Here is a 17,233-nt window from a genome sequence, read left to right on the forward strand (position 1 = left end):
CATGGGCTTGGGCGTTCTGACAAAGGGATGTACTAAACTTTTAATTAAGGGAATAATTTCAAGGAGCCAAACGGTGAACTATGCGAATAGGCAGCAAGCCGGACAGGTTCTCGCTGACTTGTTGCATGATTATGCAGTAAAAGATAACAGTATTATTTTGGGTTTACCCCGAGGGGGAGTGCCTGTGGCCTATGAAATTGCAACCAAACTTTCCTTGCCAATGGATATTTTTATTGTGCGTAAATTAGGGGTTCCTGGGCATGAAGAGTACGCCATGGGTGCCATTGCACCCGGAGGTGTCGTGGTTTTTAATGAGGATGTTGTGCACGGACTGCATATCGACCGTAGTGCAATTGATGAGGTATTGCGGAAAGAAAAGCTGGAATTAGAACGTCGTGATAAGGTTTATCGAGTGAATAAATCTCCTCTGCACCTTATGGGAAAAACCATTATTCTGGTTGATGATGGGATTGCTACCGGTTATACCATGCGTGCAGCTATTGCTGCATTAAAGCAAAAAAATCCAGCAGAGCTTATTGTGGCTGTCCCTGTTGCGGCAAGGTCTACTTGTGCGGAAATGGCAAGCCTGGTTAATAAAATAATTTGTCCATTACAGCCAGCTAATTTTTATGCCGTTGGGTTATGGTATGATGATTTTAGCCAGACGTCCGATGAGGAGGTCATGCGTTTGATGACTACATTAAGTTCTACCCACTAAGAACTACTAATAAAAAGCTCATAGACATTTCAATATTTGCAGTTAAGGATTATAAACAATGAATTTATTAGAGGATAAAATTATTTTAATCACTGGTGCATCGAGTGGCATTGGCCAAGCGTGTGCCCATTATTGTGCAGGACAAGGGGCTCAATTGATTTTGGCTGCCCGCCGTACAGAACGTTTAGAAACTTTAGCGCAACAATTAACTCAAGAATCAGGTAAGGAACATTATGTCTTAACTTTAGATGTAAGTGATCATGAACAAGTTACCAAGCAATTATCTTCGTTGCCCAGCCAATGGAAAGCAATTGATGTGTTAATCAATAATGCTGGTTTAGCCTTAGATACCTTACCCTTACAGCAAGGAGTTGAAGCGCATTGGGATACAATGATTGATACGAATATTAAAGGATTACTTTATGTCAGTCGTGCCATTATTCCTGTGATGATGGCTCGTGGTAGAGGGCATATTGTCAATATAGGTTCTATTGCGGGTCATGAATGCTATCCTAATGGTAATGTTTATGCTGCAACCAAACACGCAGTACACGCTATTTCAAAATCGATGCGCCTGGATTTATTGGGAAGTCCAATTCGAGTTACAGAAATCGCTCCTGGAGCAGTGGAAACTGAGTTTAGTGAAGTGCGCTGGAATGATAAACAACGGGCTAAAGAGTTTTATAGTGGCTTCCATCCGTTGGTTGCCGAGGACATTGCTGATGCAATCCTCTATTGCATTTCACGGCCCCAACACGTTGATATAGAACAAATGATAATCATGCCAACGGTACAAGCATCTGCCAATCACTTATTCAGATATTCACAATAAGCTCAAATGTTGCCCGTATTAATACTGCATAATACGGGTATTTGTAGCATTTAACCTGCATTGTAATTTAGCGAAGAAGTAGCAAAGTATGGCCTATCGGTGGTCAATAATTTTACAATCATTCTATTTTTGGTCTATTATTAAACATATGGGTGATGACTGAACCTAACTGAACCATTAATATTTTCAGATAGGGAGGGTAGTTTGATGGGTGGTGTGCCAGCCTACATGAGTCATAGTAGGACGCCTTAAGCTCAGCATAAACCTCCAACGTGCATTCAGTAGCGGCTCAGGATTCGGTAAGTCGTTACCTATATTTTTCCATGAAAAGTTTTTGGAATTACGTTTTTTCCTCCCTATCTGTGCCCGTTTTCCTGAATAACGCAACCTGTTTTGCTAAACATGGAATCTAGTTGTATAATAATAATACACAAAGAGGGAGTGCTAATTGACTTGGAGGTTATCATGAAAACGCTTATTTTCTCTTTTGTTATTAGTTCATTACTCCTGTTTGGTACTCCAGGGTTTGCCGTGGCTCATGCTTCTATTTATAACCCGGAATTGCGCTCAGACAATAGGACCGCCATTAATTACAATAAGGTAGCTAAAGTTGGTACTAATTACGCTTATTGGCATCATAACCATGGGTATCGTCATGGGCATCATAACCATGGGTATCGTCATGGGCATCATAACCATGGGTATCGTCATGGGCATCATAGACATTGGGATCGTGGACATCATAGGGGTTGGGATCGATGGCACCACCACCATCATCATCATCGCCACCACCATCGTTACTAGTATTAATTAGTTTTAGAATCATAGAAATAGGATGGAACCATGAAAAAATTAATCATTGCTTTAGTTATCGTAGCACCAATGCTCTTAGTAACAAGTTGTGTTACTACAGAAACGGTTTACTATACTCGCGCATATCCTACTCGTACTGTTTACACCGTAGGTTATTATGGTGGGCCATATTGGAATGATGCTTATTACTACGGTTATGATGACTTAGGTGACGTGGGGTACTGGGGTATGTATGACTCTTATAATGTTTATTAGAGCCTATTCGCCTTTGGTATTTTTACTATAGCTAAGTACATTATTCGGAGTGAGCGCCAGCTTATGACGTTAACTTAAACGTATTCGAATTCCCGCGGCTTGGCCGCGGGATCCGGAGGTCTTGCAACGCCGATAACTCGACGTAGTTCGCGAGAACCCTATTCTTTTGCGCGCGAAACGTATTCGCCCTTACGCGTGTCTACCTTAATTAATTCACCTGTTTGTACGAATAAAGGTACTCGCACTACTGCGCCTGTTTCCAGGATGGCAGGTTTTCCGCCACCGCCAGAAGTGTCACCTTTTAGTCCTGGATCGGTTTCAGTAATCGCAAGAATAACAAATGTAGGTGGCAATACCTGAATAGGTTCATTGTTCCACAGGGTCACGATGCAAATATCTTGCTCTTTTAACCAGAGTGCGGCCTCATCAAGAATTTCTTTGGTTAGCGCATATTGTTCAAAATTATCTGGAACCATGAAATGCCAGTGCTCGCCATCAGCGTAGAGAAATTGCATTTCCATATCAACAACATCAGCAGAAGGTAAGGTCTCGTTTGATTTGAAGGTACGTTCTACGACTCGACCTGTTTTCAGATTACGAATTTTAATGCGGGTAAAGGCTTGGCCTTTTCCTGGTTTTACGAATTCACAATCAATGATGGTGCACGGGGCATCATCGACCATTACTTTTAGGCCATTTTTTAATTCATTGGTGCTATAAATTGCCATTAGGACTCCACAGTGTTGAGATTTTTTCTGGTTTTAGTTAAAGTTCGCACAGTTTATCAAGTCTGTGTAATTAATGCGAGATACCTCTTTAAGTTGGCAAAAAAAATTAGCGCAAGGTTTTTCTTCTGTAGCTGATTTATTAGCCTATCTAGAATTACCCCTATCTACTGGAAGCTTATGTGCTGAAGAGCAATTTGCCAGCCGTATTCCTTTGGGATTTGCCCAACGAATGCAAAAGGGGAATCCTCAAGATCCATTACTGTTGCAAGTTTTAGCAACAACTCAAGAAATGAATTCATCAGCAGAGTATGGGGTTGATCCATTGCAAGAACGCGTGAGTAATCCCTTAAGAGGCTTAATTCATAAGTATCATGGGCGAGTCTTACTCACCTTAACTGGGGTTTGCGCAGTTAATTGCCGATTTTGCTTTCGACGACATTTTCCTTATCAGGAGAATAATCCCGGGCGCCAGGGGTTTAACGAAATTTGTGAGTACATTGCGAAGGATTCAAGCATTACCGAAGTAATTTTAAGTGGGGGAGACCCACTTTTAGCGGCTGACGTCGTTATTGCTGAGCTTTTGCAACGATTAGAAATGATTCCCCATGTGCACACCATTCGTTTTCATACCCGTATTCCTGTGGTATTTCCAGAACGAATTGATTCTGGCTTTTTAAGCTTATTAACAACGACTCGGCTGAAAAAAGTAATGGTGCTACATTGTAATCACCCGCAGGAATTGCAGGATACTGCGGTTGGTCAGGCGCTTTATGATTTACGGCAAGCAGGATGTCATTTATTGAATCAGTCGGTGTTATTGGCGGGCATCAATGATGACGCGCAGGTTTTAGCGTCACTAAGCCAGTCTTTATTTAACTATGCGGTGCTTCCTTATTATTTACATACCTTAGATAAAGTAAAAGGCGCTGCTCATTTTGATATGCCCTTTACGAAAGCCCAAGCAATCTACCACCAATTGCAACAATTAGTGCCAGGATATTTATTACCGCGCTTAGCTTGCGAAGAACCTGGAAAGTTAAGTAAAACGCTTTTAATATAGTACGATTACTTTTTAGCAAAGATAAACAATGAAAACATTACCGGTACTTAAGCCAGGCGATCTCGTTGAGTTGATAGCCCCTGCCTCCCGTTGTACGGATCAGCAATTACAGGAACTAAAAGAGCTTATTAGCTCTTGGCAGTTAAACTGCGTCGTTAAAGAGAATATTTTTGCAGAGGATTTATTCTGTGCAAATAGTGATGAACTGCGTTTCCAGCATTTAAGAAGTGCCTTACTCGATTCAGAGGCGAAAGCACTGATTTGCGTGCGTGGTGGTTATGGTGCGATGCGCTTAATTCCACAATTAGCGAGCCTGAAACCTCCAGCGAAACCAAAGATTTTTGTTGGGATGAGTGACATAACCTCGTTGCATTTGTATTTGCAACAGCACTGGGGTTGGGCCACGATTCATGGCGGTGCAACGCCCGATAAATTTTCAGCAGAATCTATTGCTGCTTTGAAGTCTTTATTGTTTGCTGAGCGTGAATCGGTTGATTTTAAGGGATTAAGGCCGCTAAATGGCTTAGCCCAAGAGAATCGTATCATTGAATCTTCCGTAACCGGAGGTAATTTAACCCTGGTTCAAGCGAGTATAGGAACTAATTGGCAATTAGATGGTCGCGGCAAAATTATTTTATTAGAAGAAATAAATGAGCGTGGCTATCGTGTTGATCGCATGCTAGAACATTTGCGCCAAGCCAATATTTTTAAGGGCGCCGCCGCCGTACTTTTCGCTGATTTTCTTGGTGGTGAAGAACCCAACGCGACCTCGCTAATTCAACCGGTGTTACAGCGTTTTGCCGAGGAAAGCGCTATTCCGGTAGTACAGATGGATGGCATTGGGCATGGTGCGACGAATTTCCCCATTCCTTTGGCCACACGAGCGCAATTACATTTGGGTAAAGAAATTCATTTAACCTGCCCACGCTAAGAACACCTAGCCTGGTTGCAAGCAACCAGGCTTTGAATCTGGTCCAAATATAAATGTAGCCTGGATGTAACGTTGTGTAATGCGGGAGCAATGAGCATAGCTAATTCATTAAATATCATTCGTCTCATCTTTATAAAGTGTAATTAATTTCTCCTGCGCCGACGAATTTCCCTGAGTCATTGGCTTATAACTACCATCACTTTGCATTTCCCAAGTATTGCTATTATCTTTGAGATAGTTCTTAATAATTTCTTGCTTGATACGTTTCTTGCATTGTTCATCAAGAATAGGAAACATAATTTCAATTCGATGATACAGGTTACGCTCCATCATATCTGCACTGGCACAAAAATAATGCTCTTCATTATCAATGCGAAAGTAAAAAATGCGATGGTGTTCTAAAAAGCGTCCAATGTAGGACAGCACACGAATATTCTCGGAAACACCTGGGAGGCCTGGTTTTAAACAACAGACACCACGGACGAGTAAATTAATTTTTACACCGGCTTGAGATGCTTTATATAAAGCCTGAATGGTTGTCTTATCAGTTAAGCCATTTACTTTGAGTAAAATTTCCGCGTCTACGCCTGTTTGCGCCGCAGTAGCGCATTGATCGATATATTGCAGCAGGGTTTTTTGTAAGGTAAATGGAGAATGGCTTAATGCTTTCAGTTTAACTACCTTTCCTAATCCCGTTAATTGTTGAAAAATAATTTGCGTATCAGCAGTAATCGTTGGTTCGCAGGTTAAAAGCCCTAAGTCGGTATAACGCTGTGCCGTTTTTTCATGGTAGTTACCCGTACTTAAGTGCACATAACGTTTTAACTTGCCATGAGTTCGGCGTACGACCAGCGTCATTTTGGCATGTGTTTTATAGCCGACTACCCCATAGAGCACTAACACACCTGCGGCATGTAAGCGGTTTGCCAGTTTTAAGTTAGACTCCTCATCAAAACGAGCCCGCAGTTCAATAACGGCAGTGACTTCTTTTCCTGAGTGTGCAGCATCAACTAAGGCGTCAACCATGGCTGATTCGGAGTGCGTGCGATAAAGTGTTTGGTTAATTGCTAATACGTGAGGGTCTGCTGCGGCCTGCCTTAAAAAATCGATGACCACCTCAAAACTTTGATACGGGTGATGCAACAAAATATCTTGCTCATCAATAACATTAAATAAATTACGTTCTGAGCGGTGAAATTGAGGATATTCGGCTGTATATGCTGGATAGTTTAAATCAGGCCTATCCAGGTTATTAATTGCAGTTAGATAGCGTTGAATATTTACAGGACCATCACAATAAAATGTGTCTTCATGGCGTAAATGGTATTTTTGCAATAAGAAATCAACGATCTTTTCTGGGCAGTTTTTTTCAATTTCCAAACGCACCACATTCCCGTAATGGCGAGAAAAAATTTCTCGTTGCACCGCTTTCGCTAAATCATCAATTTCTTCTTCGCGTAAGAATAAATCACTATTTCGGGTGAGACGAAATGAATAACAGCCACTGATTTCCATCCCAGGGAATAGGCTATTAACGTGGGTGGTAATAATTGATGATAAATAAACAAAATAATCAGCGCCACCACACAGCTCTGAGGGAAGATGGATTACGCGAGGAATGGAGCGAGGTGCATGCACTACCGCATAATTAATATTACGATCAAAGGCATCTTTTCCGCTTAATGAAATAATAAAGTTCAAGCTTTTGTTAATTAGTTGCGGTAATGGATGAGCCAAGTCCAATGCGATAGGGCTCATAACGGGTTGTATCTCGTGTTTGAAATAATGTTTGGCCCACAGATGAATATCATCGGTCCATTCTTCTAATTCAAGAAAATGAATGTTTTCTTTGTGTAAGGCTGGGAGCAAATGCTTATTAAATGTTGCATATAATTGATCGATTAATACATGGGTTCTTTGGCTAATGATGCTAAATGCTTCATCAGGACGTAAGCCATCAATGGTGAGCTTCCCTGTAGATGAGGCCATTTTTTCTTTTAGGCCGGCAACGCGTATTTCAAAAAACTCATCCAGGTTGCTGCTACAAATACTAAGAAATCGCATTCGTTCTAATAATGGAACTCGTTCATCATTCGCCAACGCAAGAACGCGTTGGTTAAAGGCTATGGCCGAAAATTCTCGGTTAATATAATACTCAGGATTATCCAATACTGTATCCAAAAGGAAACTCCATTTTAATAATTTCTATCGTTAAATTATTACTCAGCGCACCAGGAAAAAACAAACGGCGATAAAGCCTAGAAAACCGTAAAAAGGCGATAAGTTCCAAAAAGTTAATGCTAAAAAAAACACAATGCAACACAGGGCAATAGGAATAGAAAAATACATAGCCACAACACCTTGAGCCACCGAATAACTGGCAGCCGCTAATAAAGCTAAGGCTCCGTATTGCACGCCAATCATTATTTTGCGCGTTGCAGGACTATCATGGCTGGTTAACCATTGATAACCAATGACTGTCATAATTAATCCTGGTAAATTAAGGCAGAGAACGGCAAGTAATAAGCCTGTCAGTCCCGCAGCTTTATAACCGATGAGGGCCGATAATTTTACGGCGGTTAGCCCTGGAAAAACAAAGCTTGAACCTACCATATTGATGAATTCTTCTTGTCCAATCCATTGGCGGTAATTAACGGCTTCATACTCCAATAGCTTTAACATGGAGTTGCCGCCACCTAATGAAATTAGCCCAATTTTTCCGAAGCTGTAGATAATGTCTAATAATGTTTTGATCATAGGTGCAAAATGTTTTTTAAGAATGTTACATATTCGCAGGAATCCTGTTTTCCCAGCAAGCGTTCCGCGATGTGTTCTACTAAAAATAATGATTTTCCTTCAATACATGCACTTAAATAAGTCTGATTATGAGCCTCCAGGCGCGCCAATTCGAGTTTAACTGTCGGCGTGGTGGCAAATTTGTAGATAAAAGCCACTTTTTTAACGTAGATTTCCACTCCATATTGCACAACTTGTTGGGCGATTTTTTTTAACTGCGGCTCAGCAGATTTATCAAGGTTATCGATATTTACTTTTGAGCCAAACGCCATAGCCTGAGGGGTTTGCTTTAATAGTGGTTTATACATTAATTCATTACGGCGTCGCTTGATGTTGTAATTGTCGTCCGCGAGTAGGTAATAATAATCGTCTCGAGATTTTTGTTGGTAATTAGTTATGTCTAATAATGAGTCATCAAGCGTATTGAGTACAATGATTTCATCATTAGGCCAGAAGAAACGGATCTCCCACTTTACTTCCTCGGGCTCGCGTTTTATAACGAATTCTGCAGGCAAGCTTGCCACTTGTGGGGTAAATTCAAAATTCCAAATCAATCGTTGATTCATACTCCAGTAGGCCATATGTTATTGTTATAAAAAGAGTATATACTATATGCTCGTCCTGCAATAATAAAAAAGAGCAAGGGAAGGTATTTTTATGGCTATTCTATTTTTCTTGGTTTATTTAGTCTTTACGCTTATCGTTCTTTATCGAGCAATGAATCCCCTCGTTTGGGAGTTAGGAAGCGTATTTTATTTATTAGTTGCCACCTTCGCCATCGGTCTCCCGTGGATTGTTGGGTTTGTATTATGGGCGGTAATTATTGTTGCTTTGCTAGTCGTTTATATGGAGCCTTTGCGGGCATGGCTCGGTGATTTTCTCTATAAAACTGCAGGTAAATCAGTTCCTAAGCTTTCAAAGACTGAAGAAGAAGCCTTAAATGCCGGTGATACTTGGCTTGAAGAAGACATTTTTCGTGGAGCCCCTAATTGGGAGCGCTTATCAAAAGTTGCTACTGAGCTTTCTGCAGAAGAGCAGGCATTTCTTGATAATGAAACACAGATGCTATGCGGCATGCTAAATGAATGGCAAATTAGCCAAGAGCATGATTTGCCTGAAAATGTTTGGACTTATCTCAAAGAAAATGGCTTTTTTGGCTTGGTTATTCCCAAGGAATATGGTGGAAAAGGCTTTTCGGCTCGGGCACATTCTGATGTGGTACAAAAAATTGCTACCCGTTCAGGAGTTACCGGGGTAACGGTGATGGTTCCCAATTCATTAGGCCCAGGCGAGCTAATTAATTATTATGGTACAGATGAGCAAAAGAATCATTATTTGCCACGATTGGCCAAAGGTATCGATATTCCATGCTTTGCGTTAACTGAACCAGGAGCGGGTAGTGATGCTACATCCATTCAATCTGATGCGATTGTGATGCAAAAGCAAGTGGACGGTAAAACCGTGCTTGGTTTGTCGATTACTATAGATAAACGTTGGATTACTTTAGCACCCATTGCAACCTTGATTGGTTTAGCCGTTAATGTTCGCGATCCTGAAGGTTTATTACAAGGCGAAGGAGTGGAAGGAATTACTTGCGTACTCGTTCCACGGGATACACCAAATCTAGAGGTTGGTAATCGCCATTTGCCCGCAGAACAACCTTTTATGAATGGTACTGTGCGTGGGAAAGACATTTTTGTACCAATTACGGCAGTTATTGGTGGACAAAAACGGGTGGGTGGTGGATGGCAAATGTTGGTTGAATGTTTGTCTATTGGCCGTTCTATTTCTTTACCTGCAATGGGAGCAGGCTCTTCTGCTATTTGCTATCTCACCTCAGGTGCATTTGCTCGTATTCGTCGTCAGTTCAATGTGGAAATCGCGCAGTTTGAAGGAATTGAAGAGAAACTCGCAGAAATTGCCGGTTTAACCTATTTAACTAGTGCAACACGTTTACTCACAGTCGCTGCCGTTAATGAACATAAAAAACCGTCTGTAGCTTCTGCGATTACCAAATACTTCAATACTGAATTAGCTCGTGCCACGATTAATAATGCGATGGATGTACACGCTGGGCGTGCTGTTGTGGTTGGCCCACGGAACTATTTAACGAATTTCTACCAAGGAATTCCTATCTCCATTACAGTTGAAGGTGCGAATGTTATGTCGCGCAACTTGCTGATCTTTGGCCAAGGTTCTATGGCATGTCATCCGTTTATCCGAGATGAGTTTTATGCCGTTGCCAAAGAAGATAAGGCTGCCTTTAGAGACGTAATTTGGAAGCATATTCAATATTTCATGCAAAATTTTGCCAAAGCGATGTGTACTGCATGGACTGGTGGATTATTGATTAGTGTTCCTAAGTCGCCCATGAAGCGTGACTATCAACGCTTAACTCGTTTAAGCTACGCCTTTGCTTGGTTAGCTGACTTATCCTTAATTTATTTAGGTGGGGATTTAAAACGTAAAGAGCGCTTATCTGCTCGTCTAGCTGATGGACTGTCTTATTTATATATGGCAATGGCTGCGTTACGTAGTGTGCAGTTAAATGGAGATGATAAAGATGAGCAATTGCATGCACAATGGGCCGTTGCTTATTGCTATTATCATGCACAAAAATCACTACTTGCTTTATGCCAAAACTTCCCATCCCGGTTATTAGGTTTCATCATGCGCTTTGTTGCATTTCCCTTGGGGCAAACCATGCGTTACCCCAGTGATAAATTAGATAGAAAACTGGCTGCATTAATGACTGGAAATAACCATTTCCGCAATCGTTTGAAATCATTTCTTTATTTATCAGGAGATCCACAACAGCCAGTGGATCGTATGGAACATGCCTTACAATTAATCATCAACGCGGATGAACTGTCTAAGAAAGTAGGTGATGTGAAGCGAGCTAAGTTTGGACATTTAAAAGCGAAACTAGAGAAAAAACTGGAAAAGAAAGAAATTACTCAAGAAGAGATGGAGCAATTGTTGGCAGTAGAAGCAGCACGTTGGGATGCTATCTTAGTGGATGAGTTTACTTTCGAATCGATGAAACAAGGTACTTTTAATTCAGTAATCGATTATGTTAAATCACCATTCATTTAATTTTTTACAAACGCTTAACACCAAATGCAAAATTAGATGTCAATTTGTTGACATCTAATTTGCTATAATTAGGGCATGCGTTAATCAATTCAATGTGAGATTCGAATTATGGCTGGCAACAGATTTCCAACTACTCAAGAAGTTAAGTCTGCAATGGAAACGGCAGGAACTACAATTGACGGCGCAGAGTATCTTGCTTCGCGTGTGAGAGATTTAGCAACTAAATCTAAGTTTCTAAGTAAGAATCCAGAATTAAAAGAAAACATTATTGCTGCAGTAGATAAGTTTGCTGATTATGTCCGCTTTAAGTTGACTGTAAATGGCCAACCCTGGTCTGGTCAGCAATTAGAAACTTCAGACTTGAAAAATATGCAGAATAATCTTGCTGACGCTGCTGTGAGAGAGATGGCAGGCAAGGTATCCGACATCAAGGTCGATTATGCCGTTAGTGCTGGTGGGCACTATGTTCGTGGTTATTCCTCCAGTGATGGCGCAGTACCTCCTGAGACAGTAGGTACTCTTGATAAAGTTTTTAATGCATGGTTGGCATCAAAAGATCATGTAATCAAAGGTGGTTTTATTTACCATATCGATGACAAGGTGCAAAACGAAAGTACAAGGATCAGTCAGGATGAGATTCAAAAGTTGATGGACGAAGGTGGTTTAAAAGATTATATGGCTAATAAAGGAATAACTATTCAAACCAGAGAGCGTAACTATCCTGGAGAAGAAAAAGCGGCGGAGGTTGCAAAAGATGCTGAACATGCAGTTGAGGTTGTTGCTAAAGTGAATGCAGAGGAAGGTTTAGAAGGACCAGAAGCTGATACTGGCCCTGGCGTTTCAGCTCACTAATCGCACACATAAACATAGGTAGCCTGGTTGCTTGCAACCAGGAGCTCTTTAAACGGCAACCAAGCCTGATCACCGAAAACCCTAGTCTTGATGCAGCGCTGCATAATCAATGTTTTCCTACGTACACAAACATTAAATACTATTCGCCGCATTCAAGCGTTCCAACGAACCAATATCAAACCAAAGCCCACCATAAACACTAGCTGTTGCCTTAGCTAGATCCGCATAATGCCTAATCAACGGAGCAACGGAATACCGACCTTGCTTACATCCTGAAAACACTAACGGGTGATAACAACAAATGCCTGCAAGAGTATATTCCGGGTTTGCATTAGTTAATTGCTGTTGATTAATCAGCCCAAAATCTCCATGATGCTTTAAAGCAGGGTTTTTATTAACCAATATGACATGAATGGAGTTGGGCTCCGGAGCTTGCAATAAGCTAAAATCAAAGTCAGTATAAATATCTGCATTTACGGTAATAAATGGTTGCTCACCCAATAACGGTAAGGCATTAACAATACCGCCACCAGTTTCTAATCCTCCCGGTGGTTCGGCGGAGTAAATAATTTGAATCCCCCAACGTTCACCATTCCCTAAATACTGACGAATTTTCCCACCAAGATAGGCATGATTAATTACTATTCTTTCATAGCCAGCCTTGGCTAGATTGATGACATGGTGCTCAATTAAGGGCTTGCCTTTGACTACGCATAAAGCTTTGGGCTGAATCTCGGTTAATGGTTTTAGGCGCTCCCCACGTCCAGCAGCGAGTATCATGGCAGTATTCATGGCAAATAAAGCCTCATTTGTAAAAAATTCAGCAAGGGATGAAGCTCGGGGTAAATTTCCGTGCATTCAAGAACATACTTCAAAGTGAGGGGCAGATCTTTTAAATAACCGGGTTTGTTATCACGTAGATGTAGACGGGAGAATACGCCTAATACTTTTAAATGCCTTTGTAATCCACATAAGTCAAAAGCACGAATAAATTCAGCAAGAGAATATTGGCTGGCCAAGGCATTTTGTTTATAAAACAGTTCCACCCATTCAAGAACTTGAGCACGAGGCCAAGAAATATAGCAGTCTTTTAGTAATGAAACTAAATCATAAGTAAACGGGCCGCGCATGGCATCTTGAAAATCAATAACACCTAATTGAGTTTCAGAGCCATTGGGTACCAACATTAAATTACGCGAATGATAATCGCGGTGAATAAATGTTAACGGTTGTTTTGCAACTTCAGACGCAATCCAGTTGATTGAGCTCTGTACTAGCGCTGTTTCTGCCTCACTAAGTGTTAGGGAAAGATAGGCGTTGAGAAACCATTCAGGACAGAGGTTCATTTCTTTAACCATGAAGTGATAATCAAATGGCGCAAGCAGAGGATCATGAATCGAACAGGTTTGAATTTTAAACAGGGTTTGTATCGCTTGATGATAATAATGATGAACGGTTGCTGGATTAAGCGCATTTAAAAGTAATTGATCGCCCAAATCACTCAATAATAAAAAGCCTTGTTGTGTATCACTAGCAATAATTTTCGGGGTACATACTCCTGCTTGCTCTAAGGTTTGCGCAACATGCATGAATGGATGTAAATCTTCTTTGCCGGGAGGTGCGTCCATAACTACCTGGGTCAACCCATTATGAAGTACGCGAAAATAGCGTCTAAAACTAGCATCGCCAGCTAAAGGGGTTAAAACAAAATCTTGTTGTTCAAGCACTTGCGTAAGCCACTCTTTCAGTGCGTTTTCTCTTTCATGCATGGTATACTTCCCGACGTTATTTTTGGCATGTAACGATTCACCTGCTCTTTGAGCGAATTGTTACTTGATTTTTAACTGTGTTAGCACGCAGTATATAGTTTTTGTGTGCATAATAAGGCATTTTATTACTTGTGAACAAGATTTCAGTTAAATGGTTCTTGATGGCAGGAGGTACAGTCACTCTGACGACGCTTATGGTGATTCATCACTCTTTGGCCCATGCGGACGCCATTACCTATGAACCTGTACAAGCCTGTGTGGTCGCACGTGATGTGGATTTAACCAACGCAGTAAGAAGCAAATTAGCCCAATGTTTAGGCTGGCAAAACGACCGCAGCTCGCCAGTCTGTCTCGGTTCTTATCGATCAATTACGGTAGCGCCTCTTGCTTCACCCGATGAGTTACGCATCATGGCGGATCGGGTATCGTTTTTCCAAGATAAGCCCTCGACTTTATCTGGGAATGTAGAAATTCGCCAAACACAGCGTGTGGTGAACGCAGAAACAGCACATGTGTATCGAGATGCCAAAACGAACCAAATCACACGCATAGAATTTTTAGGTGATGTACATTATTTAGAACCGGATAAGTTAATGATCGCGCGTAAAGCGAGTATTAACCCGCAAGATAAATCAGGGCAAACTGAGGATGTCATCTATCGTTTTAATACCAACAAAGGTCATGCGATATTGCCTGCCTGGGGGCGGGCGAGTTTAATGCAGCGTTTGGCTAATTCTGATTATTTATTAAACCAGGCAACCTACACTACCTGCGCGCCTCAGGATAAAGCGTGGATGCTGGAAGCTAAATCAATAAAAATTGACGATAAGAAACAAGTTGGTGTGGCGCGCAATGTAAAATTACGCATTCGCGAATGGCCAGTATTTTATATTCCTTATTTAAGCTTCCCAACCAGTAAGGAGCGTAAATCAGGCTTCCTCATGCCGGTTGCAGGATACACTAATGTCGGTGGTTTTGATTTGGGTGTACCTTATTATTGGAACATAGCTCCAAACTATGATTTGACCTTAACTCCGCATTTATATACTGAGCGTGGGGTAATGCTGGGAGCTGATTACCGGTATTTGACGCAAAAGAGTAGGGGGATTATTAGCGGTACTTTTTTACCTCAAGATGCGGCTTTTCGGAACTTTTTGCATGATCATGAATGGGAGTTCCCTCGGTTAAAGCATAACTCAACGAATCGTTGGTCTCTGGGGGTATTAGAATCAACCCAGTTAGCTCCAAACCTGAATTTTAATGCAAATGTGCAACAAGTTTCGGATGATTATTATCTCCAAGATTTCAGTACCAATTTGGCCTTTATTACGCAAAGACAATTATTGCGTCAAGCGGATTTGACCTATACCACTGAAAATTGGGTTTTTAGAGGCATGGCACAAAGTTATCAAACTTTGCATCCAGTTAATGAGACACCCATTGCTGATCAGTATGAACGGTTACCGCAAATTGCGGCCCGCGGTTATTATTATGATTTACCAGCACATGCGAATTTAAACATTGTCGGGCAATATGACCAATTCTTCTGGCCTGGAACGAAATGGGAAGGGGCTCAAATAGGTGTGCCTCGCGGTCCAAGATTGCATTTCAATCCGGTTCTTATTTTACCGCAGCGTAAAGCCTGGGGATACATTACGCCTTCTGTAGAGTTTGTAGAAAACTATTATGAGGTAAGCAATAACTCGGGACCTAAACACACAGATTACAATCGTTTTATACCGCGTTATGATGTTCGCGGAGGATTGTTTTTTGAGCGCAATTTTAACTGGTTTGGCAGTGGCTATACGCAAACATTAGAGCCCAGCTTGTATTATTTATATGTGCCTTATCAAGATCAAAGTGCCATTCCTATATATGATACGGCCAACATGATCTTTAATGTGGACCAATTGTTTAGAACAAATCGCTTTTCTGGCTTTGACCGTATTGGTGATGCGAATCAATTATCTTATGCCGTGACTACACGCTGGTTATCTGAGGAAACAGGCTTTGAGCGTGCTAATTTTTCTGTGGGTCAAATTAAATATTTTACAGATAGAAAGGTGCAATTATGCCGAAGTTTGACGGGACCTTGTATTGCTAATCCTTTAGAAATAGGGCAGCTGTCTCCGTTTGCGGAAACTTCCCCAATTGCCTCGCGAGCGGTTTACCATTTTAATCCTGTTTGGAGCATCACTGGAGATTATGTTTGGGATCCTGCTACTTCGGCTACGAATAACGGCGATTTAAACCTGCATTATCAACCCGCACCGAATGCTATTGTTAATTTTGGTTACACCTACCTCGTTAATGCGGATGTCACCTCGGTAAGGAATAATGCCAAAAGTGATAATGCATTACATCAGGCCCTGGTTGCATTTTCTTTGCCTTTAAATGCAAAGTGGAGCACTATAGGAGCGTATAGCCACAATATTAGTAAAGATTACAGTATGATGTCTTTATTAGGTATGCAGTATGATAGTTGTTGTTGGGCCGTGCGTATTTTAGGTGGGCGGACATTTAAAAATTTAAATGAATTGTATAAACCACAGTACAACAACAATGTGTACTTGCAAATACTATTAAAAGGCTTAGGATCAGTGGCTACAAGTGATCCAAGTAGGATCTTAAATACTTATATTCCAGGGTATAATGATCCATTCCGTCGGTAATGGTAAAAAATTAGGCAGGGCTGCTTGTATTTTGATTAAAAATAACTTAGTGTGACGATAATTTTAATATTTTCGAGTTTCAGCAGGGAACGCATACAAACTGCTCGGAAAAGGTTAAATAAGGAAGGATTTTTGTATGTGTAAAAAAATAGCGCTTGTTTGTATGCTGTTTGCAGCAGTAAGTACAAGTCAGGCAACGCAATTCTTAGATAAGGTCGTTGCTGTCGTAAATAATGGAGTGATCACTTCAAGTGAGTTGGACAAGCAAGTGTCTTTAACTAAAAAACAGCTACTTGCACAAAGAATGCAACTTCCTCCAGATAACGTACTTCGTAAACAAGTATTACAACATTTAATTGATGTCGATTTGCAAATGCAAATGGCAAAACAAAATGGGATTACTGTTGATGATACTGAGTTGAACCAAGCCATTGAACGAATTGCTTCAGCAAATCATGCGACTATGGTGCAATTGCGTGAAGAAATAACACGCCAAGGCATGGGATGGAATGAATACCGCGAGAGTATTCGTAAAGAAATGATTTTGTCTAACTTGCAGCAAAAAGCTGTTGGTCGTGAAGTACGCATTACCAATGAGCAGGTAGAGCAGTTTTTAAAAACCGAAGGTGATCTTCCTGTTGATCGTACGAACCTTACTTATCACTTACAAAATATAATAATTCCATTAAGTGAGTCACCAAGTGCTTCGGA

At 41.0% G+C, this 17,233-nt stretch carries 16 protein-coding genes (1 of these 16 cut by a window edge); 9 read left to right on the top strand and 7 right to left on the bottom strand.

What is annotated here, in order from left to right; translation table 11 throughout:
- The first annotated feature begins 73 nt into the window (after positions 1–73).
- Together J2N86_RS01210 and J2N86_RS01215 are read left to right on the top strand one after the other, a co-directional pair.
- Positions 74–718 carry a phosphoribosyltransferase gene (locus J2N86_RS01210; protein ID WP_252580388.1) on the top strand — a complete coding sequence of 215 codons (645 nt, stop codon included), beginning with the start codon at positions 74–76 and terminating at the stop codon, positions 716–718.
- A 58-nt stretch (positions 719–776) separates the two neighbouring features.
- The gene (locus J2N86_RS01215; RefSeq protein WP_252580389.1) at positions 777–1,550 is read left to right on the top strand and encodes an SDR family NAD(P)-dependent oxidoreductase; all 774 of its coding nucleotides are present in this window, start codon (positions 777–779) and stop codon (positions 1,548–1,550) included.
- A gap of 616 nt (positions 1,551–2,166) precedes the next feature.
- On the opposite strand, the gene J2N86_RS01220 is transcribed toward J2N86_RS01215, so the two are convergent.
- The gene (locus J2N86_RS01220) at positions 2,167–2,376 is read right to left on the bottom strand and encodes a hypothetical protein (protein ID WP_252580390.1); all 210 of its coding nucleotides are present in this window, start codon (positions 2,374–2,376) and stop codon (positions 2,167–2,169) included.
- Between the two features lie 17 nt (positions 2,377–2,393).
- Here J2N86_RS01220 and J2N86_RS01225 point away from each other — a divergent pair, with 17 nt between their 5' ends.
- The gene (locus J2N86_RS01225) at positions 2,394–2,618 is read left to right on the top strand and encodes a hypothetical protein (RefSeq protein WP_252580391.1); all 225 of its coding nucleotides are present in this window, start codon (positions 2,394–2,396) and stop codon (positions 2,616–2,618) included.
- Positions 2,619–2,776: 158 nt separating this feature from the next.
- Here the strand turns inward: J2N86_RS01225 and efp are convergent, their stop codons facing one another.
- Positions 2,777–3,346, bottom strand: coding sequence for an elongation factor P (gene efp / locus J2N86_RS01230; RefSeq protein ID WP_252580392.1), 570 nt, complete (start codon positions 3,344–3,346; stop codon positions 2,777–2,779).
- 73 nt (positions 3,347–3,419) lie between these two features.
- Here efp and epmB point away from each other — a divergent pair, with 73 nt between their 5' ends.
- Both epmB and J2N86_RS01240 read left to right on the top strand, forming a co-directional pair.
- Complete coding sequence (gene epmB, locus J2N86_RS01235; RefSeq protein WP_252580393.1) at positions 3,420–4,406, top strand: EF-P beta-lysylation protein EpmB; 987 nt, start codon at positions 3,420–3,422, stop codon at positions 4,404–4,406.
- A gap of 28 nt (positions 4,407–4,434) precedes the next feature.
- Entirely contained in the window at positions 4,435–5,337 is a 903-nt protein-coding gene (locus J2N86_RS01240) for a S66 peptidase family protein (protein ID WP_252580394.1), read from the top strand.
- A gap of 108 nt (positions 5,338–5,445) precedes the next feature.
- Here the strand turns inward: J2N86_RS01240 and ppk1 are convergent, their stop codons facing one another.
- Genes ppk1 through J2N86_RS01255 form a run of 3 tightly spaced genes read right to left on the bottom strand, consistent with a single transcriptional unit; the run spans position 5,446 to position 8,714 of the window.
- Positions 5,446–7,518 carry a polyphosphate kinase 1 gene (ppk1, locus tag J2N86_RS01245; RefSeq protein WP_252580395.1) on the bottom strand — a complete coding sequence of 691 codons (2,073 nt, stop codon included), beginning with the start codon at positions 7,516–7,518 and terminating at the stop codon, positions 5,446–5,448.
- Between the two features lie 42 nt (positions 7,519–7,560).
- Positions 7,561–8,094 (bottom strand): chromate transporter, encoded by a 534-nt coding sequence (locus J2N86_RS01250; protein ID WP_252580396.1) that lies wholly within the window; start codon positions 8,092–8,094, stop codon positions 7,561–7,563.
- Positions 8,091–8,714, bottom strand: a complete 624-nt coding sequence (locus J2N86_RS01255; protein ID WP_252580397.1) for a hypothetical protein — start codon at positions 8,712–8,714, stop codon at positions 8,091–8,093. The genes J2N86_RS01250 and J2N86_RS01255 overlap by 4 nt, the downstream gene beginning before the upstream one ends.
- A 76-nt stretch (positions 8,715–8,790) precedes the next feature.
- Here J2N86_RS01255 and J2N86_RS01260 point away from each other — a divergent pair, with 76 nt between their 5' ends.
- Positions 8,791–11,229, top strand: a complete 2,439-nt coding sequence (locus J2N86_RS01260; RefSeq protein ID WP_252580398.1) for an acyl-CoA dehydrogenase — start codon at positions 8,791–8,793, stop codon at positions 11,227–11,229.
- A 108-nt stretch (positions 11,230–11,337) separates the two neighbouring features.
- Positions 11,338–12,081 carry a hypothetical protein gene (locus J2N86_RS01265; protein ID WP_252580400.1) on the top strand — a complete coding sequence of 248 codons (744 nt, stop codon included), beginning with the start codon at positions 11,338–11,340 and terminating at the stop codon, positions 12,079–12,081.
- A 132-nt stretch (positions 12,082–12,213) separates the two neighbouring features.
- On the opposite strand, the gene J2N86_RS01270 is transcribed toward J2N86_RS01265, so the two are convergent.
- Positions 12,214–12,873: a nucleotidyltransferase family protein gene (locus J2N86_RS01270; RefSeq protein WP_252580402.1), complete on the bottom strand. Its 660-nt coding sequence runs from the start codon at positions 12,871–12,873 to the stop codon at positions 12,214–12,216.
- Complete coding sequence (locus J2N86_RS01275; RefSeq protein ID WP_252580404.1) at positions 12,870–13,850, bottom strand: aminoglycoside phosphotransferase family protein; 981 nt, start codon at positions 13,848–13,850, stop codon at positions 12,870–12,872. Before J2N86_RS01275 ends, J2N86_RS01270 begins: the two co-directional genes overlap by 4 nt.
- Positions 13,851–14,011: 161 nt before the next feature.
- On the opposite strand from J2N86_RS01275, the gene J2N86_RS01280 reads away from it, so the two are divergent.
- Together J2N86_RS01280 and J2N86_RS01285 are read left to right on the top strand one after the other, a co-directional pair.
- Complete coding sequence (locus tag J2N86_RS01280) at positions 14,012–16,522, top strand: LPS-assembly protein LptD (RefSeq protein WP_252582304.1); 2,511 nt, start codon at positions 14,012–14,014, stop codon at positions 16,520–16,522.
- 136 nt (positions 16,523–16,658) lie between these two features.
- A protein-coding gene (locus J2N86_RS01285; protein WP_252580406.1) for a peptidylprolyl isomerase crosses the window boundary here: on the top strand, positions 16,659–17,233 show its 5' end (the start). The gene runs 724 nt beyond the window's last position; only the first 575 of its 1,299 coding nucleotides appear in the window; the start codon lies at positions 16,659–16,661; its stop codon lies beyond the right edge, outside the window.

Source organism: Legionella lytica, from assembly GCF_023921225.1.
GTDB lineage: Bacteria > Pseudomonadota > Gammaproteobacteria > Legionellales > Legionellaceae > Legionella > Legionella lytica.